This window comes from Streptomyces sp. ITFR-16 (assembly GCF_031844705.1).
Classification (GTDB): domain Bacteria; phylum Actinomycetota; class Actinomycetes; order Streptomycetales; family Streptomycetaceae; genus Streptomyces.
In genome coordinates this window covers 495,602-511,500 of record NZ_CP134609.1, presented here as the reverse complement: position 1 = coordinate 511,500, position 15,899 = coordinate 495,602, and the positions used below count along the sequence as shown (strand labels likewise).

17 protein-coding genes and 1 pseudogene are annotated in these 15,899 nt (G+C 71.5%); 11 read left to right on the top strand and 7 right to left on the bottom strand.

Annotation, left to right across the window (positions count from 1 at the left end):
- The first annotated feature begins 130 nt into the window (after positions 1–130).
- Entirely contained in the window at positions 131–919 is a 789-nt protein-coding gene (locus RLT58_RS02360) for a TetR/AcrR family transcriptional regulator (RefSeq protein ID WP_311308673.1), read from the top strand.
- A gap of 89 nt (positions 920–1,008) precedes the next feature.
- The gene (locus RLT58_RS02355) at positions 1,009–1,920 is read left to right on the top strand and encodes an NADP-dependent oxidoreductase (protein WP_311308672.1); all 912 of its coding nucleotides are present in this window, start codon (positions 1,009–1,011) and stop codon (positions 1,918–1,920) included.
- 46 nt (positions 1,921–1,966) lie between these two features.
- On the opposite strand, the gene RLT58_RS02350 is transcribed toward RLT58_RS02355, so the two are convergent.
- On the bottom strand, positions 1,967–2,731 hold the full coding sequence (locus tag RLT58_RS02350; RefSeq protein ID WP_311308671.1) for an SDR family oxidoreductase: 765 nt from the start codon (positions 2,729–2,731) through the stop codon (positions 1,967–1,969).
- A 100-nt stretch (positions 2,732–2,831) separates the two neighbouring features.
- Here RLT58_RS02350 and RLT58_RS02345 point away from each other — a divergent pair, with 100 nt between their 5' ends.
- A complete protein-coding gene (locus tag RLT58_RS02345) occupies positions 2,832–3,680 on the top strand; it encodes a helix-turn-helix transcriptional regulator (protein WP_311308670.1) in 849 nt (282 codons plus the stop codon).
- 196 nt (positions 3,681–3,876) lie between these two features.
- Positions 3,877–4,422, top strand: coding sequence for a GNAT family N-acetyltransferase (locus tag RLT58_RS02340; protein WP_311308669.1), 546 nt, complete (start codon positions 3,877–3,879; stop codon positions 4,420–4,422).
- Positions 4,423–4,463: 41 nt separating this feature from the next.
- On the opposite strand, the gene RLT58_RS02335 is transcribed toward RLT58_RS02340, so the two are convergent.
- Positions 4,464–4,727, bottom strand: coding sequence for a helix-turn-helix domain-containing protein (locus tag RLT58_RS02335; RefSeq protein ID WP_311308668.1), 264 nt, complete (start codon positions 4,725–4,727; stop codon positions 4,464–4,466).
- Complete coding sequence (locus RLT58_RS02330; RefSeq protein WP_311308667.1) at positions 4,727–5,218, bottom strand: DUF2975 domain-containing protein; 492 nt, start codon at positions 5,216–5,218, stop codon at positions 4,727–4,729. Before RLT58_RS02330 ends, RLT58_RS02335 begins: the two co-directional genes overlap by 1 nt.
- A gap of 137 nt (positions 5,219–5,355) precedes the next feature.
- Here RLT58_RS02330 and RLT58_RS02325 point away from each other — a divergent pair, with 137 nt between their 5' ends.
- The 3 genes from RLT58_RS02325 to RLT58_RS02315 all read left to right on the top strand — a co-directional run bounded on the left by RLT58_RS02325 (position 5,356) and on the right by RLT58_RS02315 (position 8,025).
- Positions 5,356–6,150 (top strand): helix-turn-helix transcriptional regulator, encoded by a 795-nt coding sequence (locus RLT58_RS02325; RefSeq protein WP_311308666.1) that lies wholly within the window; start codon positions 5,356–5,358, stop codon positions 6,148–6,150.
- Positions 6,151–6,344: 194 nt separating this feature from the next.
- Positions 6,345–7,520 carry a 4-hydroxybenzoate 3-monooxygenase gene (locus RLT58_RS02320; RefSeq protein ID WP_311308665.1) on the top strand — a complete coding sequence of 392 codons (1,176 nt, stop codon included), beginning with the start codon at positions 6,345–6,347 and terminating at the stop codon, positions 7,518–7,520.
- A 133-nt stretch (positions 7,521–7,653) separates the two neighbouring features.
- A complete protein-coding gene (locus RLT58_RS02315) occupies positions 7,654–8,025 on the top strand; it encodes a VOC family protein (protein ID WP_311308664.1) in 372 nt (123 codons plus the stop codon).
- A gap of 72 nt (positions 8,026–8,097) precedes the next feature.
- Here the strand turns inward: RLT58_RS02315 and RLT58_RS02310 are convergent, their stop codons facing one another.
- Entirely contained in the window at positions 8,098–9,615 is a 1,518-nt protein-coding gene (locus tag RLT58_RS02310; RefSeq protein WP_311308663.1) for a DUF1349 domain-containing protein, read from the bottom strand.
- Positions 9,616–9,729: 114 nt separating this feature from the next.
- On the opposite strand from RLT58_RS02310, the gene RLT58_RS02305 reads away from it, so the two are divergent.
- Both RLT58_RS02305 and RLT58_RS02300 read left to right on the top strand, forming a co-directional pair.
- Complete coding sequence (locus RLT58_RS02305; RefSeq protein ID WP_311308662.1) at positions 9,730–10,914, top strand: sensor histidine kinase; 1,185 nt, start codon at positions 9,730–9,732, stop codon at positions 10,912–10,914.
- Positions 10,911–11,582, top strand: a complete 672-nt coding sequence (locus RLT58_RS02300) for a response regulator transcription factor (RefSeq protein WP_311308661.1) — start codon at positions 10,911–10,913, stop codon at positions 11,580–11,582. The genes RLT58_RS02305 and RLT58_RS02300 overlap by 4 nt, the downstream gene beginning before the upstream one ends.
- A gap of 27 nt (positions 11,583–11,609) precedes the next feature.
- Here RLT58_RS02300 and RLT58_RS02295 read toward each other — a convergent pair whose 3' ends face one another.
- Both RLT58_RS02295 and RLT58_RS02290 read right to left on the bottom strand, forming a co-directional pair.
- Positions 11,610–12,263, bottom strand: coding sequence for a class I SAM-dependent DNA methyltransferase (locus RLT58_RS02295; protein ID WP_311308660.1), 654 nt, complete (start codon positions 12,261–12,263; stop codon positions 11,610–11,612).
- 113 nt (positions 12,264–12,376) lie between these two features.
- On the bottom strand, positions 12,377–13,183 hold the full coding sequence (locus RLT58_RS02290) for a hypothetical protein (protein ID WP_311308659.1): 807 nt from the start codon (positions 13,181–13,183) through the stop codon (positions 12,377–12,379).
- Between the two features lie 334 nt (positions 13,184–13,517).
- Between RLT58_RS02290 and RLT58_RS02285 the strand changes: the two genes are divergently transcribed.
- Positions 13,518–14,060 (top strand): hypothetical protein, encoded by a 543-nt coding sequence (locus RLT58_RS02285; RefSeq protein WP_311308658.1) that lies wholly within the window; start codon positions 13,518–13,520, stop codon positions 14,058–14,060.
- Between the two features lie 79 nt (positions 14,061–14,139).
- Here the strand turns inward: RLT58_RS02285 and RLT58_RS02280 are convergent, their stop codons facing one another.
- On the bottom strand, positions 14,140–14,718 hold the full coding sequence (locus RLT58_RS02280) for a TetR/AcrR family transcriptional regulator (protein WP_311308657.1): 579 nt from the start codon (positions 14,716–14,718) through the stop codon (positions 14,140–14,142).
- Between the two features lie 111 nt (positions 14,719–14,829).
- On the opposite strand from RLT58_RS02280, the pseudogene RLT58_RS02275 reads away from it, so the two are divergent.
- A pseudogene (locus RLT58_RS02275) lies at positions 14,830–15,881 on the top strand (NAD(P)-dependent alcohol dehydrogenase).
- Positions 15,882–15,899: the final 18 nt, after the last annotated feature.

Below are 15,899 nucleotides of genomic sequence, written 5' to 3'. Positions count from 1 at the left end.
CTCCTCGCATTGCGCAGTTCAGAAGGCCACGCGGTGGCCTCGGGTTCATGACTCGCATCCACCGTAACAGAAAAACTAAACGGTGTTCAGTCGCATTGAACGCTGTTCAGTCACCGTGTACGGTGGAGTCATGACCGACAAGAAGCAGGCGCGCGGCGTGGTCTCCGACAGCCAGTGGGCCGCGCAGATAGCGGCTCTCGACGAGAAGCCTGCCGCCACGCGCAGGGAGCCGCTCACCGCGGGGCGCATCGTGGACGCCGCCCTGCGGCTCACCGAAGCCCACGGGTTCGACGCAGTGACCATGCGCCGCCTCGCGGGCGAGCTGGGGGCCACACAGGGCGCGCTGTATTCGCATGTGCGTGACAAGGGGGAGCTCGACGACCTGATGGTCGGCGAACTCTGTTCGCAGGTGGCGCTGCCCGAGCCGGACGCCGAGCGGTGGATGGACCAGGCGCTGGATGTGTGCCGGCAGCTGCGGGACCAGTACCTCAGGTATCCGGGCGTCTGGCGCGCCACGGTGGCGAGCGCCCCGCACAGCCTGGAGACGCTGCGCATCAACGAGGCGCTCCTCGCGGTCCTCATGGCCGGCGGGGCGAGCGTCCGGTCGGCGGCGTGGGCGGCGGACGCGGCCTTCCTCTACATCGGTGCGTACAGCGTCGTGGCACCCCGGCGGACCACCGAGCCGGGCCCGGACGGCACTCCGGCGGCGCGCGACCAGGTCGTGGAGCGGCTGAAGATGCTGCCCCCGGACCTCTTCCCGATCACGGTCTCCTCGGCGGAGGAACTCAATTCCGGCGAAGGGCACGACCGCTTCGACCACACGCTCAGGCTGCTCTTCGGGGGCCTGCCCGGATCCGACGGGGACGGGACCGGACCGCTCACCGTCTCCGATGACGCCCCGCCCGTCCAGGCGCCCTGACATCACCCACACCGACATCACCCGCACGACCCACACGCTTCGCGGCCGCAGCAGGCGCGGGCGGACCCCCACCTCGAAACGAGAAGCACATGAAAGCCGTCCAGTTCAGCGAGTACGGGGGCCCCGAGGTCCTGAACCTCGTGGACCTCCCCGACCCCCACCCCGGCCCCGGGCAGGTCCGCATCAAGGTCCACGCCGTAGGCATCAGCGGCACCGACTGGAAACTGCGCGCCGGTGAACTCTCCTTCGGAGCCACGCTCCCGCAGACCACCGGCACAGACGTCGCCGGCGTGGTCGACGAGATCGGCGAAGGCGTGAGCGACGTGGCCGTCGGCGACCGCGTCTTCGGCGTCTCCGACAACGGCGCCGGCGCGGCCGAGCTGGCGCTGCTCACGTTCCGGGCGCCCATCCCCGCCCCGCTCGGCTTCGTGGACGCCGCGGCCCTGCCTGTCGCCCTGGAGACCGCCACCCGCGCCCTCGACCGGCTCGGCGTCACCGACGGCATGTCCGTGTTCATCAACGGCGCCTCAGGAGGAATCGGCAGTACCGCGGTCCAGCTGGCGGTCGCCCGCGGCGCCCGTGTGATCGGCGCGGCCGGCGCCGCCAACCAGAACTACCTGCGCCTGCTCGGCGCGGAGCCCGTCACCTACGGCGCCGGCATGACCGAGCGCGTACGCGCCCTCGCCCCCGACGGGGTGGACGCCGCACTGGACGTGGCGGGAAGCGGCGTCCTGGCCGAGCTGATCGACCTCGCTCCCGGAGCCGGTGACGTCATCACCCTCGCCGACTTCCAGGGCGCCAAGGACCACGGCGTCCACTTCAGCAACGGATTCCAGGACGGCCACGCCTTCCACGCCCTGCACACGATCGGCGGACTCATCGAGACCGGCCGATTCTGGCTCCCCGTCGACAAGACCCTCCCTCTCGCGGACATCGCCGAAGCCCACCGGATCAGTGAACAGGGCCGGGTCCGCGGCAGGCTGGTCCTGGTCGTCGGCTGACCGGCGATTGAGCGATGCTCCCTGCCGGGCCGGGGCCTTGCGGTCTCTACTTCCCGTGCGGGTCTGCGGTGTTGAGAGCCTCGACGACCTGGTCGTAGTCGCCGCGGGCCTCGCCGTAGCGGAGGAACTTCACGCGCTCGACCTGGAGCTCCTTCGCGTCGGGCTGCGCTTCGATCAGGCCGATCACCTCGGTGACGAACTCGTCGAGCGGCATGGCCGCCTCGTTGTCCTCGTGGCCCGGCATGAGGGGGGTGCGGACGGCGGGCGGCTCCAGTTCCACGATCTTCACCGACGTGTCGGCGAGCTGCAGCCGGATGGACTCGCTGAGCATGTGGATGGCGGCCTTCGACGCGTTGTAGCTCGGCGTGATCTTCAGGGGAGTGAATGCCAGGCCCGACGATACGGTCATGATCGTGGCGTCCGGCTGTGCCTGGAGGTGCTCGATGAACGCGCCGATGAGGCGGATCGGGCCGAGCACATTGGTCGTGATCGTGGACTCGGCCGTGGCGAGGAACGACGACGGGTGGTGCCAGTCCTCGGCGAGCATCACGCCGGCCATGGGTACGAGGACGTTGAGCTTCGGATGACGGGCCACTACGTGCTTCGCTGCCGCGTCGATGCTCGCTGCGTCCGCCGTGTCGATCTGCACGGTGTCGATGCCGGGGTGCTCGGCCGCGATGCGTTCCAGCAGCTCGGTGCGCCGGCCGCCCACGATGACCGTGTTCCCCCTGCTCTGCAGCTCGAGGGCGAGGGCCAGCCCGATACCGCTGGTGGAGCCCGGGATGAAGATGGTGTTTCCGGAGATGTTCATGCATCCAATATCGGCTGTCGGAGGGCCGGGATGCAGAGATGAGTTATCGGGGGACCGGCTGTCCCTGGTTGACGTACGCCGACCAGCCGATAATGGACGAATGGACCGTGCCGCACTCGCCGACTTCCTGCGCCGCCGCCGCGAGGCACTTCAGCCGCAGGACGTCGGTCTTCCCCTGGGCGCCCGCCGACGGGCCCACGGCCTGCGACGCGAGGAAGTCGCCTCCCTTGCCGTGATGTCGACCGACTACTACACCCGGCTGGAGCAGCAGCGCGCACCACGGCCCAGTGAGCACATCCTGGCCTCGCTCGCCCGGGCGCTGCGGCTCACCGGCGACGAGCGCGACTACCTCTACCGGATCGCCGGGCACAACGCGCCGACCTCACTGTCGAACTCGCCCCATGTCACACCCGCGCTACTACGTGTGTTCGACCGCCTTGTCGACACACCGGCGCTCATCCTGACCGACCTCGGCGAGACTCTGGTACAGAACAGCATGGCCGCCGCCCTGTACGGCGACACCTCGCACCTGACGGGCTTCGCGCGCAGTTCGGTCTACCGCTGGTTCACCGATCCCGCGGCGCGCTCCCTGTACCCCGAGGCCGACCGGGACCGGCAGAGCCGGATCCAGGTCGCGAATCTGCGCGCCGCCCACGGGATCCGGGGCCCGCAGTCCCGGGCCGGAGAACTCGTACAGGCCCTGAGCAGGGCGAGCGAGGAGTTCGCCGAGCTGTGGGCCCGCCACGAGGTTTCCCAGCGCTTCGAGGACCACAAGACGCTCGTCCATCCCGAGGTCGGGGCGATCGAGGTCGACTGCCAAGCGCTGTTCACCGAGGACCAGTCCCAGGTACTGCTCGTGCTGACCGCCGTACCACGGACCGAGGATGCGGAGAAACTGCGTCTGCTCGCCGTGCTCGGGCAGGACCGCTTTGCTCCGTCGGAACAGTAGGGGAGCCGTGGCTGATGCCTTCGCGGACGGGACGGCCGGAAGCCGGGGCGGAACGGCGACGAGCGGTCGCCCTCGACGGTCACCGTGCAGGGCCTCCGTAAGCTCCCGGTACGTCCTGCTCGGCCCCGCGGGCACACCGGCCCCGGTGGCCGGTTCACCTTTGAACTGTCGAAGGCGACTGGTTAGGTTGGCCGGCATGAGCGACCCACGCGCCCTCGCCTGGCCGCCTGCCCCGATCAAGACCGAGCGGCTCGTGCTCCGGGAGTCCGAGGCCCGGGACCGTGCGCTGGTCATCGAGCTGAACGCTTCGGCGGAGGTGGGCACCTACCTTGGTGGCCCTCAGCCGCGTGCCGAGCTCGAACGCGCGGTGCCCGAGGTGCCCGGGCGGCGTCCCGGCTTCTTCGTGGTCGAGCTGGGCGGGGCGGCCATCGGCACGATCCAGCTCGACCCGCACGGCCCCGACCGCCCGACCGGCCGTCTGGAGGCGGGGAAGACCGAACTCGGCTACCTGTTCCTGCCGGAGGCGTGGGGGAGGGGGTACGCCACCGAGGCGTGCGCGGCTGCACTCGACTGGTTCGCCGGCGCGCTCCCCGGTGAGCCGGTGGTGCTCTACACCCAGACCGCCAACGTCCGCTCGATGCGCCTCGCGGCGAGGCTCGGGTTCACCGAGCTGGAGCGATTCGAGGCGTACGGCGCCGAGCAGTGGTTCGGCGCCCGGTCCTCGGCAGCGCCGCCCGCCTGAAGCGGCGCGCCGCATCCGGCCCATGCGGTCCGCGTGCCGCGTCAGGGGGCGGTGGTGTCGGGCGTTGTCACGCCCACCTCGTACGCGTCATCGGCATCGTCCTCGGCCTCCCAGCGCAGCAGGTCGCCCGGCTGGCACATGAGCGCCTCGCAGAGCGCGGCGAGCGTGGCGAAGCGGACTGCCTTGGCGCGGCCGTTCTTGAGCACCGCCAGGTTGGCGGGGGTGATCCCCACGCGTTCCGCGAGCTCTCCCACGGACATCTTCCGCCGGGCGAGCATCACGTCGATGTCGACGGCGATCGGCATCAGATCACCTCGTCCAGCTCGGCCTGCATCTGCGTCGCTTCGACATCGCGCGCCACGGCCTGGGCGAGCAGCATCCGCAGGAGGTGCACGATGAGTGCCACCCCCAGGACGGCCACCCCGATCCCGCCCATGATGACGGTGACGCCCGGATCCTCCCGCTGCCCCGGCGCGTTGACGGCCGTGACCGCGAACCACACCAGGGCGGCCGCCGCGATCGCGCCGGTCATGATGTCCACGTACTGGAAGGCGGTGTGGGAGAACACCGTTCCCCGGCGCACCATCGTCACCAGCCGCCATACGCAGACCAGGGCGACCTGGACCGCCACCATGCCCAGGATCGTGATCACGCGCAGCGAGGTCAGCGGAAGCGTTCCGTCCTCCGGGTCGTTCCCGCTGACCAAGGTCCACACCATCCCGCCCTGGACGAACACCGTCCCGGCGAGCACCACCACGAGCACGGCGCGCAACGCACGCACTGTCAGTCTTCCCACGACCCATCCCTCCATCGACTTGCGATGGGAATCTATCGAATTTCGATAGGTTGAGCAAGGTGGGAGGGGGTGGGTGGCTCGCTGGTGGGTGCCGGCTGCCTCATCCCGTCTGCGTACCGTCGGTAGACTGGCCCTCGATGCCGAAAAGTCGCCAGGCCGCGCCAGGGTCCGCAGAGTCGCCGCAGGGCATGCCCAGTGGTGCCGGATGGCTGCCGCACGGCTATGCGCTCGACCCCCACACCCATGAGGCGGGTCAGCTCGTCTACGCGGCCGCCGGAACGCTGGCCACCACCACCGAACGCGGCACCTGGGTGGCGCCGGCCAACCGCGTCACGTGGACCCCGCCCGGCTTCGCCCACTCCCACCGCTTCTACGGGCGTACCGACGCGCGCCTGCTGACCGTTCCCGTCGAGCTGTGCGGCGGACTCCGCGCGTATCCCAGCGTCTTCGCCGTCAGCCCGCTGCTGCGCGAGGCCGTACTGGCCCTGACCGGCGAACGGCCCGAGAGGCGCCCCGGTGCCCATCGGCGGCTGCTCGCCGTCGTCATCGACGAACTGTCTGACACCCCCGAGCAGTCCCTGCACCTGCCCGAACCCAAGGACGACCGGCTGCGCGCCGTCACCGACCTCCTGCATGCCGACCCCGCCCGGCCCGCGACCCTGGGGGACCTCGGGCGTGCCGCAGGGGCCGGTGAACGCACCCTGAGCCGGCTGTTCCACGCCGAGCTCGGGATGAGCTTCCGCCGGTGGCGCACCACCTTGCGTATCCACCACGCCCTGGCGTACCTGGCGGAGGGCAGGTCCGTCACCGACACGGCGATGGCCTGCGGGTGGTCGAACCCGTCCAGCTTCATCGACGCCTTCCACGACGTCGTCGGTCAGACCCCGGGCAGCTATCAGGCGGACCTGCGCAACAGTCCCGAGGTGCCGTAGCCGCCCCGCCCGCCCGGGGCCGGCGCCCCGGGCGGGCGATGTTGGCGGTTTTTCCGTATCTCCTGTCCATTCACCGGTTGGTGACGGCTGGGGGAGGGTTCCACAGTGGTGTCAGCACGCCGCGCCACCCGGACGGCACAGCCGTTCGCGCGCCGGAACGTGCGGCCACATTCTCTGCAAGGAGCTCGAAGACCATGACCGACACCGGCAAGGACACGACCGTCGCGATCGTAGGGGGCGGAGTCGCTGGGCTCGCGCTGGCCAATTTCCTTCTGCGGAAGGGGATCGGGTGCATCGTCCTCGAAAAGCACAGCCGCGCATACGTGGAGCAGCGGCAGAGGGCCGGGGCTCTCGACGCCGGCGGCGTACGCCTGCTGAACGAGTGGGGGGTGGGCGAGGTCGTGGAGGGGGGCTACAGCCACGGGGACTCCGACGCGCCGATGCCGTTGCTGATGGACGGTGCGAAGCGGCAGTGGAGGACGGGCGGTGACGACGAGGACGACATCGACGGTACGTTCTGCCCGCAGCAGGTTCTCGTACGCAACCTGATCAGGATCTTCCTGCGCGACGGCGGCGACCTGCGCTTCGGGGCGCGGAACGTCACGCTGCACGACGTCGACTCCGGGCAGCCGGTGGTCCGCTACCAGGATGCCGACGGCACGGCGCACGCGGTTGCGTGCGACTTCGTCGCGGGGGCCGACGGTTACCACGGGGTCAGCAGGACGGCCGTCCCCGAGGACGTCCTCACCTGCTCCACCCATGAGTTCGGCTACGCCTGGCTGAGCGCGATGACGGAAGCGCCGGCGGACCCCCTGGCGGTGCTGGCCGTGCATTCGCGCGGCTTCGCCGCGCAGATCACGCGCGGCCCGAACGCGAGCCGCCTCTACCTGCAGTGCCCGCTCACCGACACCGTCGACGTGTGGTCCGACGAGCGGATCTGGGATGAGCTGGAGGCACGCTTCGGCGAGCCCGTGGAACCCAAGGGGCCGATCACGAGCAAGCAGGTCGTGCCGCTGCGGGGAGTGGTCTTCAGCCCCATGAGTCACGGCCGGCTCTACCTGCTCGGGGACGCGGCCCACCTCATCTCCCCGATGAGCGCGCAGGGCATGAGTCTCGCCCTCCATGACGCCGACGCGCTTGCCCGCGCGGTCATCCGGCAGGCCGAGGAGAACGACCCGGCTCTGCTGGACAGCTACTCCGACACCTGCCTGAACCACACATGGGAGCGCCAGGCGTCCGCGGTCTGGATGACCCAGACCATGCACGACTCCGGTGACGCCCGCTACGAGGGGGAGTTCCGCAAGCAGATCGCCCGGAAGAACCTGGAGACCATGCTGGAGCCGCCGACGGCACCCCACCCTGCCGCGTAGAGCCCGCCGAGCCCTTCTGAAGGGGCGAGTCCGAAGGGGCGAGCCGCTCGTTTCGACGCCGGACACGTTTCCCCTGCCGCGCACGCGGAATGCGGGAGGGGAAGGAGAACGGACAACGGAAGCGAGGAACAACGTGCCTGTCGCGACGTACGGTCTGGTCGCCCTCGACTGCACCGACCCCGAGGCGCTCGCCGCCTTCTACCAGGGGGTTCTGGGCGGAGAGGTGAAGCGGGGCAGCGACCGCTGGTACGAGCTGCACGCGCCGGGCGGCGCCCGCCTCGCCTTTCAGCACGCGCCCGGACACCGGCCGCCCGCATGGCCCCGCAGCGACCTGAACTCGCAGCAGGAGCACCTCGACTTCAGGGTGACGGACATGGAGGCCGCCCAGCGCGAAGTGCTCGCTCTGGGGGCCGTGCCTCTCGATCTCGACGACCGCGACGGCGAACGTGGCTTCCGCGTCTTCGCCGACCCGGCCGGACACCCGTTCTGCCTGTGCCGTTCATAGCCTGCCGTCAATGCCGCCCGCGCAGACCGAAGCCGCGGCCGGGCCCTGCGCAGGGGCCCGGCCCAGCGCCTCTCATCTCCATCGCACCGGCCGCGCGCCCCCTTCCTCGTCCTGCGGAAGCCGGCGCAGAGCCGTACCCAGCAGCGCGAGCACATACGCGCCCAGTACTGCGGCCCCGGCCCACCAGGGAAGCGGGAAGTATCCGGCGGAGGGCGCGTAGTGGGCGACGACCTGGGGATGGGCGACAAGGGTCTGCTGTACGGCGAAGCCCGCGGCCGGGGTGACCCGGAGCAGCCACTGCGACAGGCCGTCGGTCAGCAGCGGGAGCGATGTCACCACACAGGGGACCGCGATCGTCAGGACGGCGACGGGGATCGCGAGCCGGGCGAGCCGCAGCAGGACCCCCAGGGCGAGCGCGAGCACCGCGGTGAGGGCGAGCACGGCGGACGTACCGACGACGACCCGGACACCGGTGAGCGCGGACACCCCGATGACGGGAATCCCGTTCCCCTTCAGGACTTTCATGGCGACGGGGAGGGTGATGCCCAGCGCGAGGAGCCCCGTCACCGAGGTGACACCGGCGACCACGACCGCCCGCGCCGCGAGCACCCGGCGGGTGAGCGGCGCACCGCGGTTCCCGGCGGTCGCGCACCGTACCGCGACCACGAGCACGATGATCAGCGCGAAGGGCAGGCCGGTGAGGGCGCGTTCCACCGGGCGGGCGCCGTCCTCGACACCTCCCGGGCCGATGTCGCCCGCTCCGGTGACGGTGACCGTGCCGTCCTTCTCCACCGCCCCGGAGCGCCGGTGGTACTTCTCCCAGTCGGTCGCGTTGGCCTCGCCGAGCGTGGCGCTCCGCCACTTCCCGGCAGGGTCCGCGCCCTTGAGGACGACGTGGTCGAAGACACCGCCCGCCTGCGTCCAGCGCACCTGTTCCGTGGCGCCGCCCAGACCGACGGGCCGTAGCGTCAGATCGCCGGGCGAGGTCGCGAACAGGCCGACCTGCACGGTCCGGGGCAGCCCGGACAGATGCGCCGTGCCCACCTTCACCCAGCGCTTCCCGTCGGCGGACTCGTAACCGGTCACCGTCCCGCCCGACCGGGTCAGCCGCAGCCAGCGCGGTGACCCTGTCGAGACCCCGCCGGGGCGGCCCGCGAGGTCGTGGCGGTAGTCGTACTGCATGCGCACCCCGTGCCCGCCGGTGAGCATCAACGCCGCGTACGAGGACCCCTGGCGGACACCGTCCTTGATGAGGATCCCGGCCTTCGCCCACGGCACCAGGCCCGGGACGATCTCGTCGTGGTCGGGCGGCGGGTAGGTGATCGTGCCCGTCATGGACGTCATCCGGACGGTGATGGCGCCGCTCTCGCCGAGGTCGCGGTGGAGGAAGGAGAACTGGTCGTTGACGAGGGAGCCGTCCGGCCCCGTCGGTCTGGCCGGGCACGGGCCGTCGCAGGAGGCGTGATTGCCGTACGCGTGGAGCAGACCGAGGAGGACGACGACCAGCGCCGCCGCCCCCATCGCGATCAGCCGGCCCGGACGCCGGAAGACGGTCCACTCCCGCAGGAGCAGTTCATGGGTCGTATGCATGGTCCGGTTCTACGGACCCGCCCCTCACACGATCCGAACCGCTCCTGTTATGCCGCTGTGAGGTGCGGCGGGGCATCCTGGGTCCGGCCGGACGCGAGCGGGGGGAGAAGGACCATGGGCAAGCCGGGGAGCGGAACCGTCCAACGGCGATTCACGATCCTGTACGCGGCAGGCTTCCTCGGGTCAGGAACCGTGCTGCTCGCCCTGACCTACGTGATGTCCGGCGGCCGGGTCACCGACACCGCATCCGGACAGCCGCCGCCCGGCGGGACCGCCCTCGCAGCCGAGCGGCGGATCCGGGATCTGACGACCCAGCTCGCGGAGGTGCACGCGCAGCAGAGCCGTCAGTTGCTGGCCGCCTCACTGATCGCGCTGGTGGTGATGGCGGGTCTCTCCCTGCTGCTCGGCCGGGTGCTCGCCGGACGGGTCCTGCGCCCGCTGCGGCTGATCACCTCCGCGACCCGGCGGATCTCCGCGGAGAATCTGCATCGGCGGCTCGCCGTGGCGGGCCCGGCCGACGAGGTCAAGGAGCTCGCCGACACGGTCGACGGTCTGCTGGAACGCCTGGAGGCCTCGTTCGTCGCCCAGCGCCGGTTCGTCGGCAACGCGGCGCACGAACTGCGCACGCCGCTGGCCACCATGCGCGCGTCGCTCGACGTGGCCGTCGCCAAACCGGAGCCCGCGCCCCAGACCCTCGTGCTCGCCGGGCGGCTCCGGGCCGAGCTGGACCGGCTGGACCATCTGCTGGACGGCTTCCTCGTCCTCGCCCGGGCACAGCACGGCACCCTCGCCGACCGGACCCCGGTCTCGCTCGGTGCACTGGCGCGGGAGGCACTGGCCGCCCGGTCCGCCGACGCCGCCGCGAAGTCCCTGGGCGTCGACGACGAGGTGCGGACGGACGCCTGGACGCGGGGGAGTCCGGCGCTGCTGTCCCGGATGGTGGAGAACATCGTCGACAACGCGATCGTGCACAACGAGGAAGGCGGCCGGATCCGGATCACCACCGGGCCCGACGAGACGGGGGTGCACCTCGTCGTCGAGACCGGCGGGCCCGTCCTCGACCAGCGGCAAGTGGACCGGCTGACGCGGCCGTTCGAGCGGCTCGGCGCCGAACGGACGGGGCCGGAGGGGAGTTCGGGTCTCGGGCTGTCCATCGTCGCGGCGATCGTCGCGGCGCACGGTGGCCGGCTGGCCCTCCTCGCCCGCCCGGAAGGCGGTCTGCGGGTGACGGTGGCACTGGTACCGGCCGCGGCTCCGGAGACCGGGACCCGCACCCCCACCGGCGGGGTGACGCGGTGAGGGTGCTGGTCGTGGAGGATGCGCGGGCCCTCGCCGAGGTCGTCGCCGAAGGGCTGCGGGACCAGGGGATGGCCGTCGACATCGCGCTCGACGGGCTCGCCGCCGCCGCGAAGCTGGAGCTGAACGCGTACGACGTCGTGGTCCTCGACCGCGACCTGCCCGGCATCCACGGAGACACGCTCTGCCAGATGATCACGGAGCGGGACGACCGGGCCACGGTCCTGATGCTGACGGCGGCCGGGGAGCCCGGGGACCGGGTCAGCGGGCTCACGCTCGGCGCCGACGACTACCTCGCCAAGCCCTTCCACTTCCCGGAGCTGATCCTGCGCGTCCGGGCTCTGGCCCGCCGCAGACCGGCCGCCCGGGCCCGCGTGCTGCGGGCGGCCGGTCTCGAACTCGACCCGGTACGCCGCACCGCCGTCCGGGACGGCCGCCCGCTGGATCTGTCCGCCAAGGAGTTCGCCGTACTGGAGGCCCTGTTGCGGGCCAGCCCGGGCTTCCTGAGCGCCGAGGACCTCCTGGAACAGGTGTGGGACGAGAACGCCGACCCCTTCACCCACACGGTGACCGTCACCGTCGGCCGGCTGCGCCGCAAGCTGGGCGGCCCTCCGGTCATCACGACGACGACCGGGGTGGGTTACCGCATCGCCGGTGCGCCCGGTGTCTGACGCCCGGGCCCGGCTCGAACGCCCCGCTCAGGTCTTGCGGACGAGGAGCTGGACCTCCTGGAACGGGCGCGGATCGGTGGGCTCGGGCTCGCGGACCAGCCGGGCCGTCTCGGTCAGCCCGGCCGCGCGCAGCAGCTCGGCGAGATGGTCCGGCCACCACCGGTAGGCCACGGCGACCGCGTGGTCGAAGGCCTGCGTCGGGTGGGCCGCACCGTCGGTCGCCGAGAAGCCGATCAGGAGATGGCCGCCAGGGGCCAGCACCCGGTGGAACTCCGCCAGCACGGGCGGGAGTTCCTCCGGCGGCGTGTGGATCACGGACCAGCGGGAGAGCACGCCGCCCAGCGCGCCGTCGGCGAGGTCCAGCGCGGCCATCGAGCCCACCTCGAACCGCAGCCCCGGACAGGCCCGTCGCGCCAGCTCGATCATCGCGGGCGAGGCGTCGATGCCGCACACCGTCAGTCCCCGGCCGAGCCCGTCCAGGTACTCCGTGACATGGCCGGGCCCGCACCCCACGTCCGCGACCCGGCCGTTGCCGCCCGCGCCCACGACCTCCGCGAAGGCGTCCAGCATCGCGCGGTCCAGGGGCCGGTCGCGCAGTGAGTCGCGGAACAGCTCCGCGTAGGTGGAGGCGGCGGCGTCGTAGGCATCGCGGGTGGTGTGGAGGGCATCGTGTTCGACCATGCCGGCGACCTTAGTTGGCCGTGGGAGAACCGGGTGCGAGGTCGCCGCCGGGGGAGCCGACGTGGTCGTGGGACCGGGGGGTCGAGGCCCCCCGGTCACGGAGCCGCTACCGCCTACCGCCCGGCGGCTGCCGCCTCGTTGCCGCTCACGGTGACCTGCTGCCCCTGCGCGGTGGTCGTCGACGTCGTGCTCAGGCAGCTGCCCGACGCCGGGTCGGTGACGGTGGGCAGGCCGCCCACATGGTCCGTCCCCGCTTCCGTGCCGACGGGCTTCCCGTAGGTGACCGTGACCTGCTGGCCGCATCCCGCCGTCAGATACGGCTCGATGAAGCCCTGGTCGGCCGCCTTGAAGCGCCCGGATCCCGACGGGAGCCCGAAGCTCCCGATGTGCGCGACGGACGCCCCGGTCGCCGTCTCGACGACGTCCCCGGTCATCAGCTGGGTGTCTCCCGTGACCTCGGCGCGCTTGAGGACGAGGGAGTACATCGTTCCCGGGGTGTAGGCGAACCGCACCGCGCAGCTCACCCCCGCGCCGCCGTCGGCCCCGTAGTTGCAGTGCGAATCCGTCGTGGTGGCCTCCGCGTTGAAGGAGCTGAAGACCGCCTGCAGCGAGCGGTGGCCGTCCGCGTCCACGGGCTTCGGCTGGAATCCGGCGTACGGGCGGGTGCCGCTCTCCAGCGTCGTGTAGTAGGCGAAATAGAGACCGCCCGCGTCGGGGGCCGCGTCCACCGACATCGGCAGCTCCAGCGTGCTCACCGGCGTCGGGGCGCCGGTGCTCCAGCGCACGGTGGGCGTGCTCGCCCACGACTGCCCGGCCGCGCCGACGGCGAGGAGCGCCGTGGCGCCGACGACGGTCCCGGCCCGCACGAGCCGGCGCCCGGGCTTCCGGATACGGAGACCTGCAATGAATGTCGTGACCATGCCAACTCCTTGGTTCGGGGCTCCCGCGTTCGGTTGTGGCTGTCCGTCAGAATGTAAGCGATTGCTGTTGTGGGCAAGGGAAGTTGGAAAGTTTCTATCTTTTACTATGGCGGGAGGCTATGGAGGCGGCAGTAACCGCTCACCATGTACGGCTTCCTCCCGCCCGGCCCGGCCGTGCCCTCCTCGCTCGCCGCCGCACCGGACCGAGTTCCGGCGCCACCCGGTTTCGGCCTTGTTGCACCGCTCCTTCGGAGAACCGCTCGGCCCGCCGCCCGGTCGGCGACTACCGTACGGATGCGCCGTGTTGCCCACGGTCATATCGAGGAGGAATCGCGTGTATTCACCCTGTGGCCCCGAGTACGCCCCCGCCGGCGATGTGAGCGCAGCGCTCATGGTCCTCGACTCCCGGCTCAAGTCCGTCTACGACGGCCCGCTCGAAACCGACCCGGAGCAGCAGCAGTTGGTGGACCAGTTCATCGCCTCGCTGGGCCCCAGCCAGGCGGACGACGTGGTGGACGGCGCGTGCACCCTCGTCTACATGTTCATGCAGTGGCTGCGCATGGCCTACGAACGTGAGGGCCGGGACGTCATCGAGTACGTGGTGCCCAGCTTCGTGGCCTCGCTGCGCATGATGCCCAAGAGTGTTCCCGCCGAGGCGATCCCCACGATGACCGGCCTGGTCGTCGCGGCCGGCACGGGACTGAGCCCCAGCCTGTGGCGCAAGCAGTACGGGGACTGGACCAGCGACGAGATGAACCCGCTGGAGGCCACCGCCCTGCTGCTCGCGGAGCACATCAACCGCATCGTCGACGACCGCGCGTTCGCCACCCGCATGGTCGCCGACGCGCTGTCCGCGACGGACGGGGACCGGGACTGACGACACGGCCGACGGGTGCTGCGGCACGCCGGGTGACGCCCGGCGGGTCGCGGGCGCCGACGCACCCGAACGCGCGGCGTCAGGGCGCGACGGCGCGTGCGACGGACTCGCGGAGCAGGGCCCGGCGGCGGTCGTGGTCCTCGGCGGGGTCCTCCGCCGTGGCGGTGTAGACGCTGCTGGCCGGGGACCAGGCGCTCGCCATGGCGATGACCAGCGTCAGCAGGTCGAACGGATCGCCCTGGCGGAGCCGGCCCGCCGCCTGGGCCCGGGCGATGGCGGAGAGCTTGTGCTCGTGCCGGGAACTGTCGAACCACGGGCCGGTCGGGCGCTGCTCCAGCCGGATCCAGGCGATGAGCCGGACCATCTCGGGCCGGCGGAGGTTCTCGTCGTACAGCCGCACCGCCCAGCCCGGCAGATCGTCGGCGTCGAAGGGGAGCGCGTCGGTGCTCCGGTCGACGCAGTCGGCGACGACCGCCTCGAACAGGCCGTCCTTGTTGCCGAAGTAGCCGTAGACCTGGGCCTTGTTGGTGCGGGCCGCGGCGATGATGCGCTCGATACGGGCGCCGGCGATGCCGTACCTGGCGAATTCGGCGGCGGCGGCGTCGAGGATGCGGCGGCTGGTCGCGGCGCCGCGCGGTGTGGTTGGCAGGTCGGGCATGGGGTCGATCGTAAAGGACAGAAAGGTCGGTTTGTATTTCGGCCGCCAGGGCCTACTGTCTAAGACAGACAGAAAAGTTTGTCTGTCTTGGTTCGGCTCTATGGAGGCCTCATGCGTACGACCACCGGCTGGCAGAGCACCGGCGACGGCTCCACCGCTTTGGAGCGGGTCACCTTCGAGCGCCGGGAGCTGCGCGACGACGACATAGCGGTGCGCATCGACTACTGCGGCGTCTGCCACAGCGACCTGCACCGGATCCGGGGCGGTCTCGGTGAGGGCATCCTGATCCCCGGCCACGAGTTCACCGGCACCGTGACGGCCACGGGGCCCGCGGCGACCGCCTTCGCCCCGGGCGACCAGGTCGCGGTCGGCACCGTCGTCGACTCCTGCGGTGCCTGCCCGATGTGCGAGGCCGGCCAGGAGAACTTCTGCTTCGAGGGCCCGACCACCACTACGGCGGCACCGACCGCATCGACGGGACGAGGACGCAGGGCGGTTACAGCCGGGAGTACGTGCTCCGCGAGAGGTTCGCCTACCCGTTGCCCGCCGGGCTCTCCCCGGCCGCCGTCGCCCCGCTGATGTGCGCGGGCATCACCATGTGGGAGCCCCTGCGCGCGGCCGGAGTGGGCCCGGGCAGCCGGGTCGCCGTGGCGGGCCTGGGCGGGCTGGGGCACCTGGGGGTGAAGCTTGCCGCCGCCCTGGGCGCCGAGGTCACCGTACTCAGCCGCACCCCCGGCAAGAACGACGACGCCCGCGCGCTCGGAGCCGGGGAGATGCTGCTGACCACCGACGAGGAGCAGATGCGGCGGGCCCGCGCCCGCTTCGACCTCGTCCTGGACACCGTCCCCGCCCCGCACGACCTCTCACCGCTGCTGAGCCTCGCGGCGCTGGACGGCACGCTGGCCGTACTCGGCTTCCCCCTGCCGACCACCGTGAAGATCCTGGACCTGGTCCAGGGGCGCAAGAAGCTCACCTCGTCGGGCACGGGCGGCCGGCGGTACACGGCGGACCTGCTCGACTTCTGTGCCGGGCACGGGATCGTCGCCGACGTCGAGGTTCTTCCCTCGTCCCGCGTCCACGACGCCCTCGAACGCCTGGGCCGGGGGGACGTCCGCTACCGCTTCGTGCTCGGCCTGTCCGACCTCGACCGGCCCGCGTCCTGACGGGGACGGCCCTCGTCC

Excerpts from the sequence above, each read along its gene's own strand:
- RLT58_RS02360 (WP_311308673.1), top strand. The coding sequence starts at position 131 with ATGACCGACAAGAAGCAGGCGCGCGGCGTGGTCTCCGACAGCCAGTGG.
- RLT58_RS02355 (WP_311308672.1), top strand. The coding sequence starts at position 1,009 with ATGAAAGCCGTCCAGTTCAGCGAGTACGGGGGCCCCGAGGTCCTGAAC.
- RLT58_RS02350 (WP_311308671.1), bottom strand. The coding sequence starts at position 2,731 with ATGAACATCTCCGGAAACACCATCTTCATCCCGGGCTCCACCAGCGGT.
- RLT58_RS02345 (WP_311308670.1), top strand. The coding sequence starts at position 2,832 with ATGGACCGTGCCGCACTCGCCGACTTCCTGCGCCGCCGCCGCGAGGCA.
- RLT58_RS02340 (WP_311308669.1), top strand. The coding sequence starts at position 3,877 with ATGAGCGACCCACGCGCCCTCGCCTGGCCGCCTGCCCCGATCAAGACC.
- RLT58_RS02335 (WP_311308668.1), bottom strand. The coding sequence starts at position 4,727 with ATGCCGATCGCCGTCGACATCGACGTGATGCTCGCCCGGCGGAAGATG.
- RLT58_RS02325 (WP_311308666.1), top strand. The coding sequence starts at position 5,356 with ATGCCGAAAAGTCGCCAGGCCGCGCCAGGGTCCGCAGAGTCGCCGCAG.
- RLT58_RS02320 (WP_311308665.1), top strand. The coding sequence starts at position 6,345 with ATGACCGACACCGGCAAGGACACGACCGTCGCGATCGTAGGGGGCGGA.
- RLT58_RS02310 (WP_311308663.1), bottom strand. The coding sequence starts at position 9,615 with ATGCATACGACCCATGAACTGCTCCTGCGGGAGTGGACCGTCTTCCGG.
- RLT58_RS02305 (WP_311308662.1), top strand. The coding sequence starts at position 9,730 with ATGGGCAAGCCGGGGAGCGGAACCGTCCAACGGCGATTCACGATCCTG.
- RLT58_RS02295 (WP_311308660.1), bottom strand. The coding sequence starts at position 12,263 with ATGGTCGAACACGATGCCCTCCACACCACCCGCGATGCCTACGACGCC.
- RLT58_RS02290 (WP_311308659.1), bottom strand. The coding sequence starts at position 13,183 with ATGGTCACGACATTCATTGCAGGTCTCCGTATCCGGAAGCCCGGGCGC.
- RLT58_RS02280 (WP_311308657.1), bottom strand. The coding sequence starts at position 14,718 with ATGCCCGACCTGCCAACCACACCGCGCGGCGCCGCGACCAGCCGCCGC.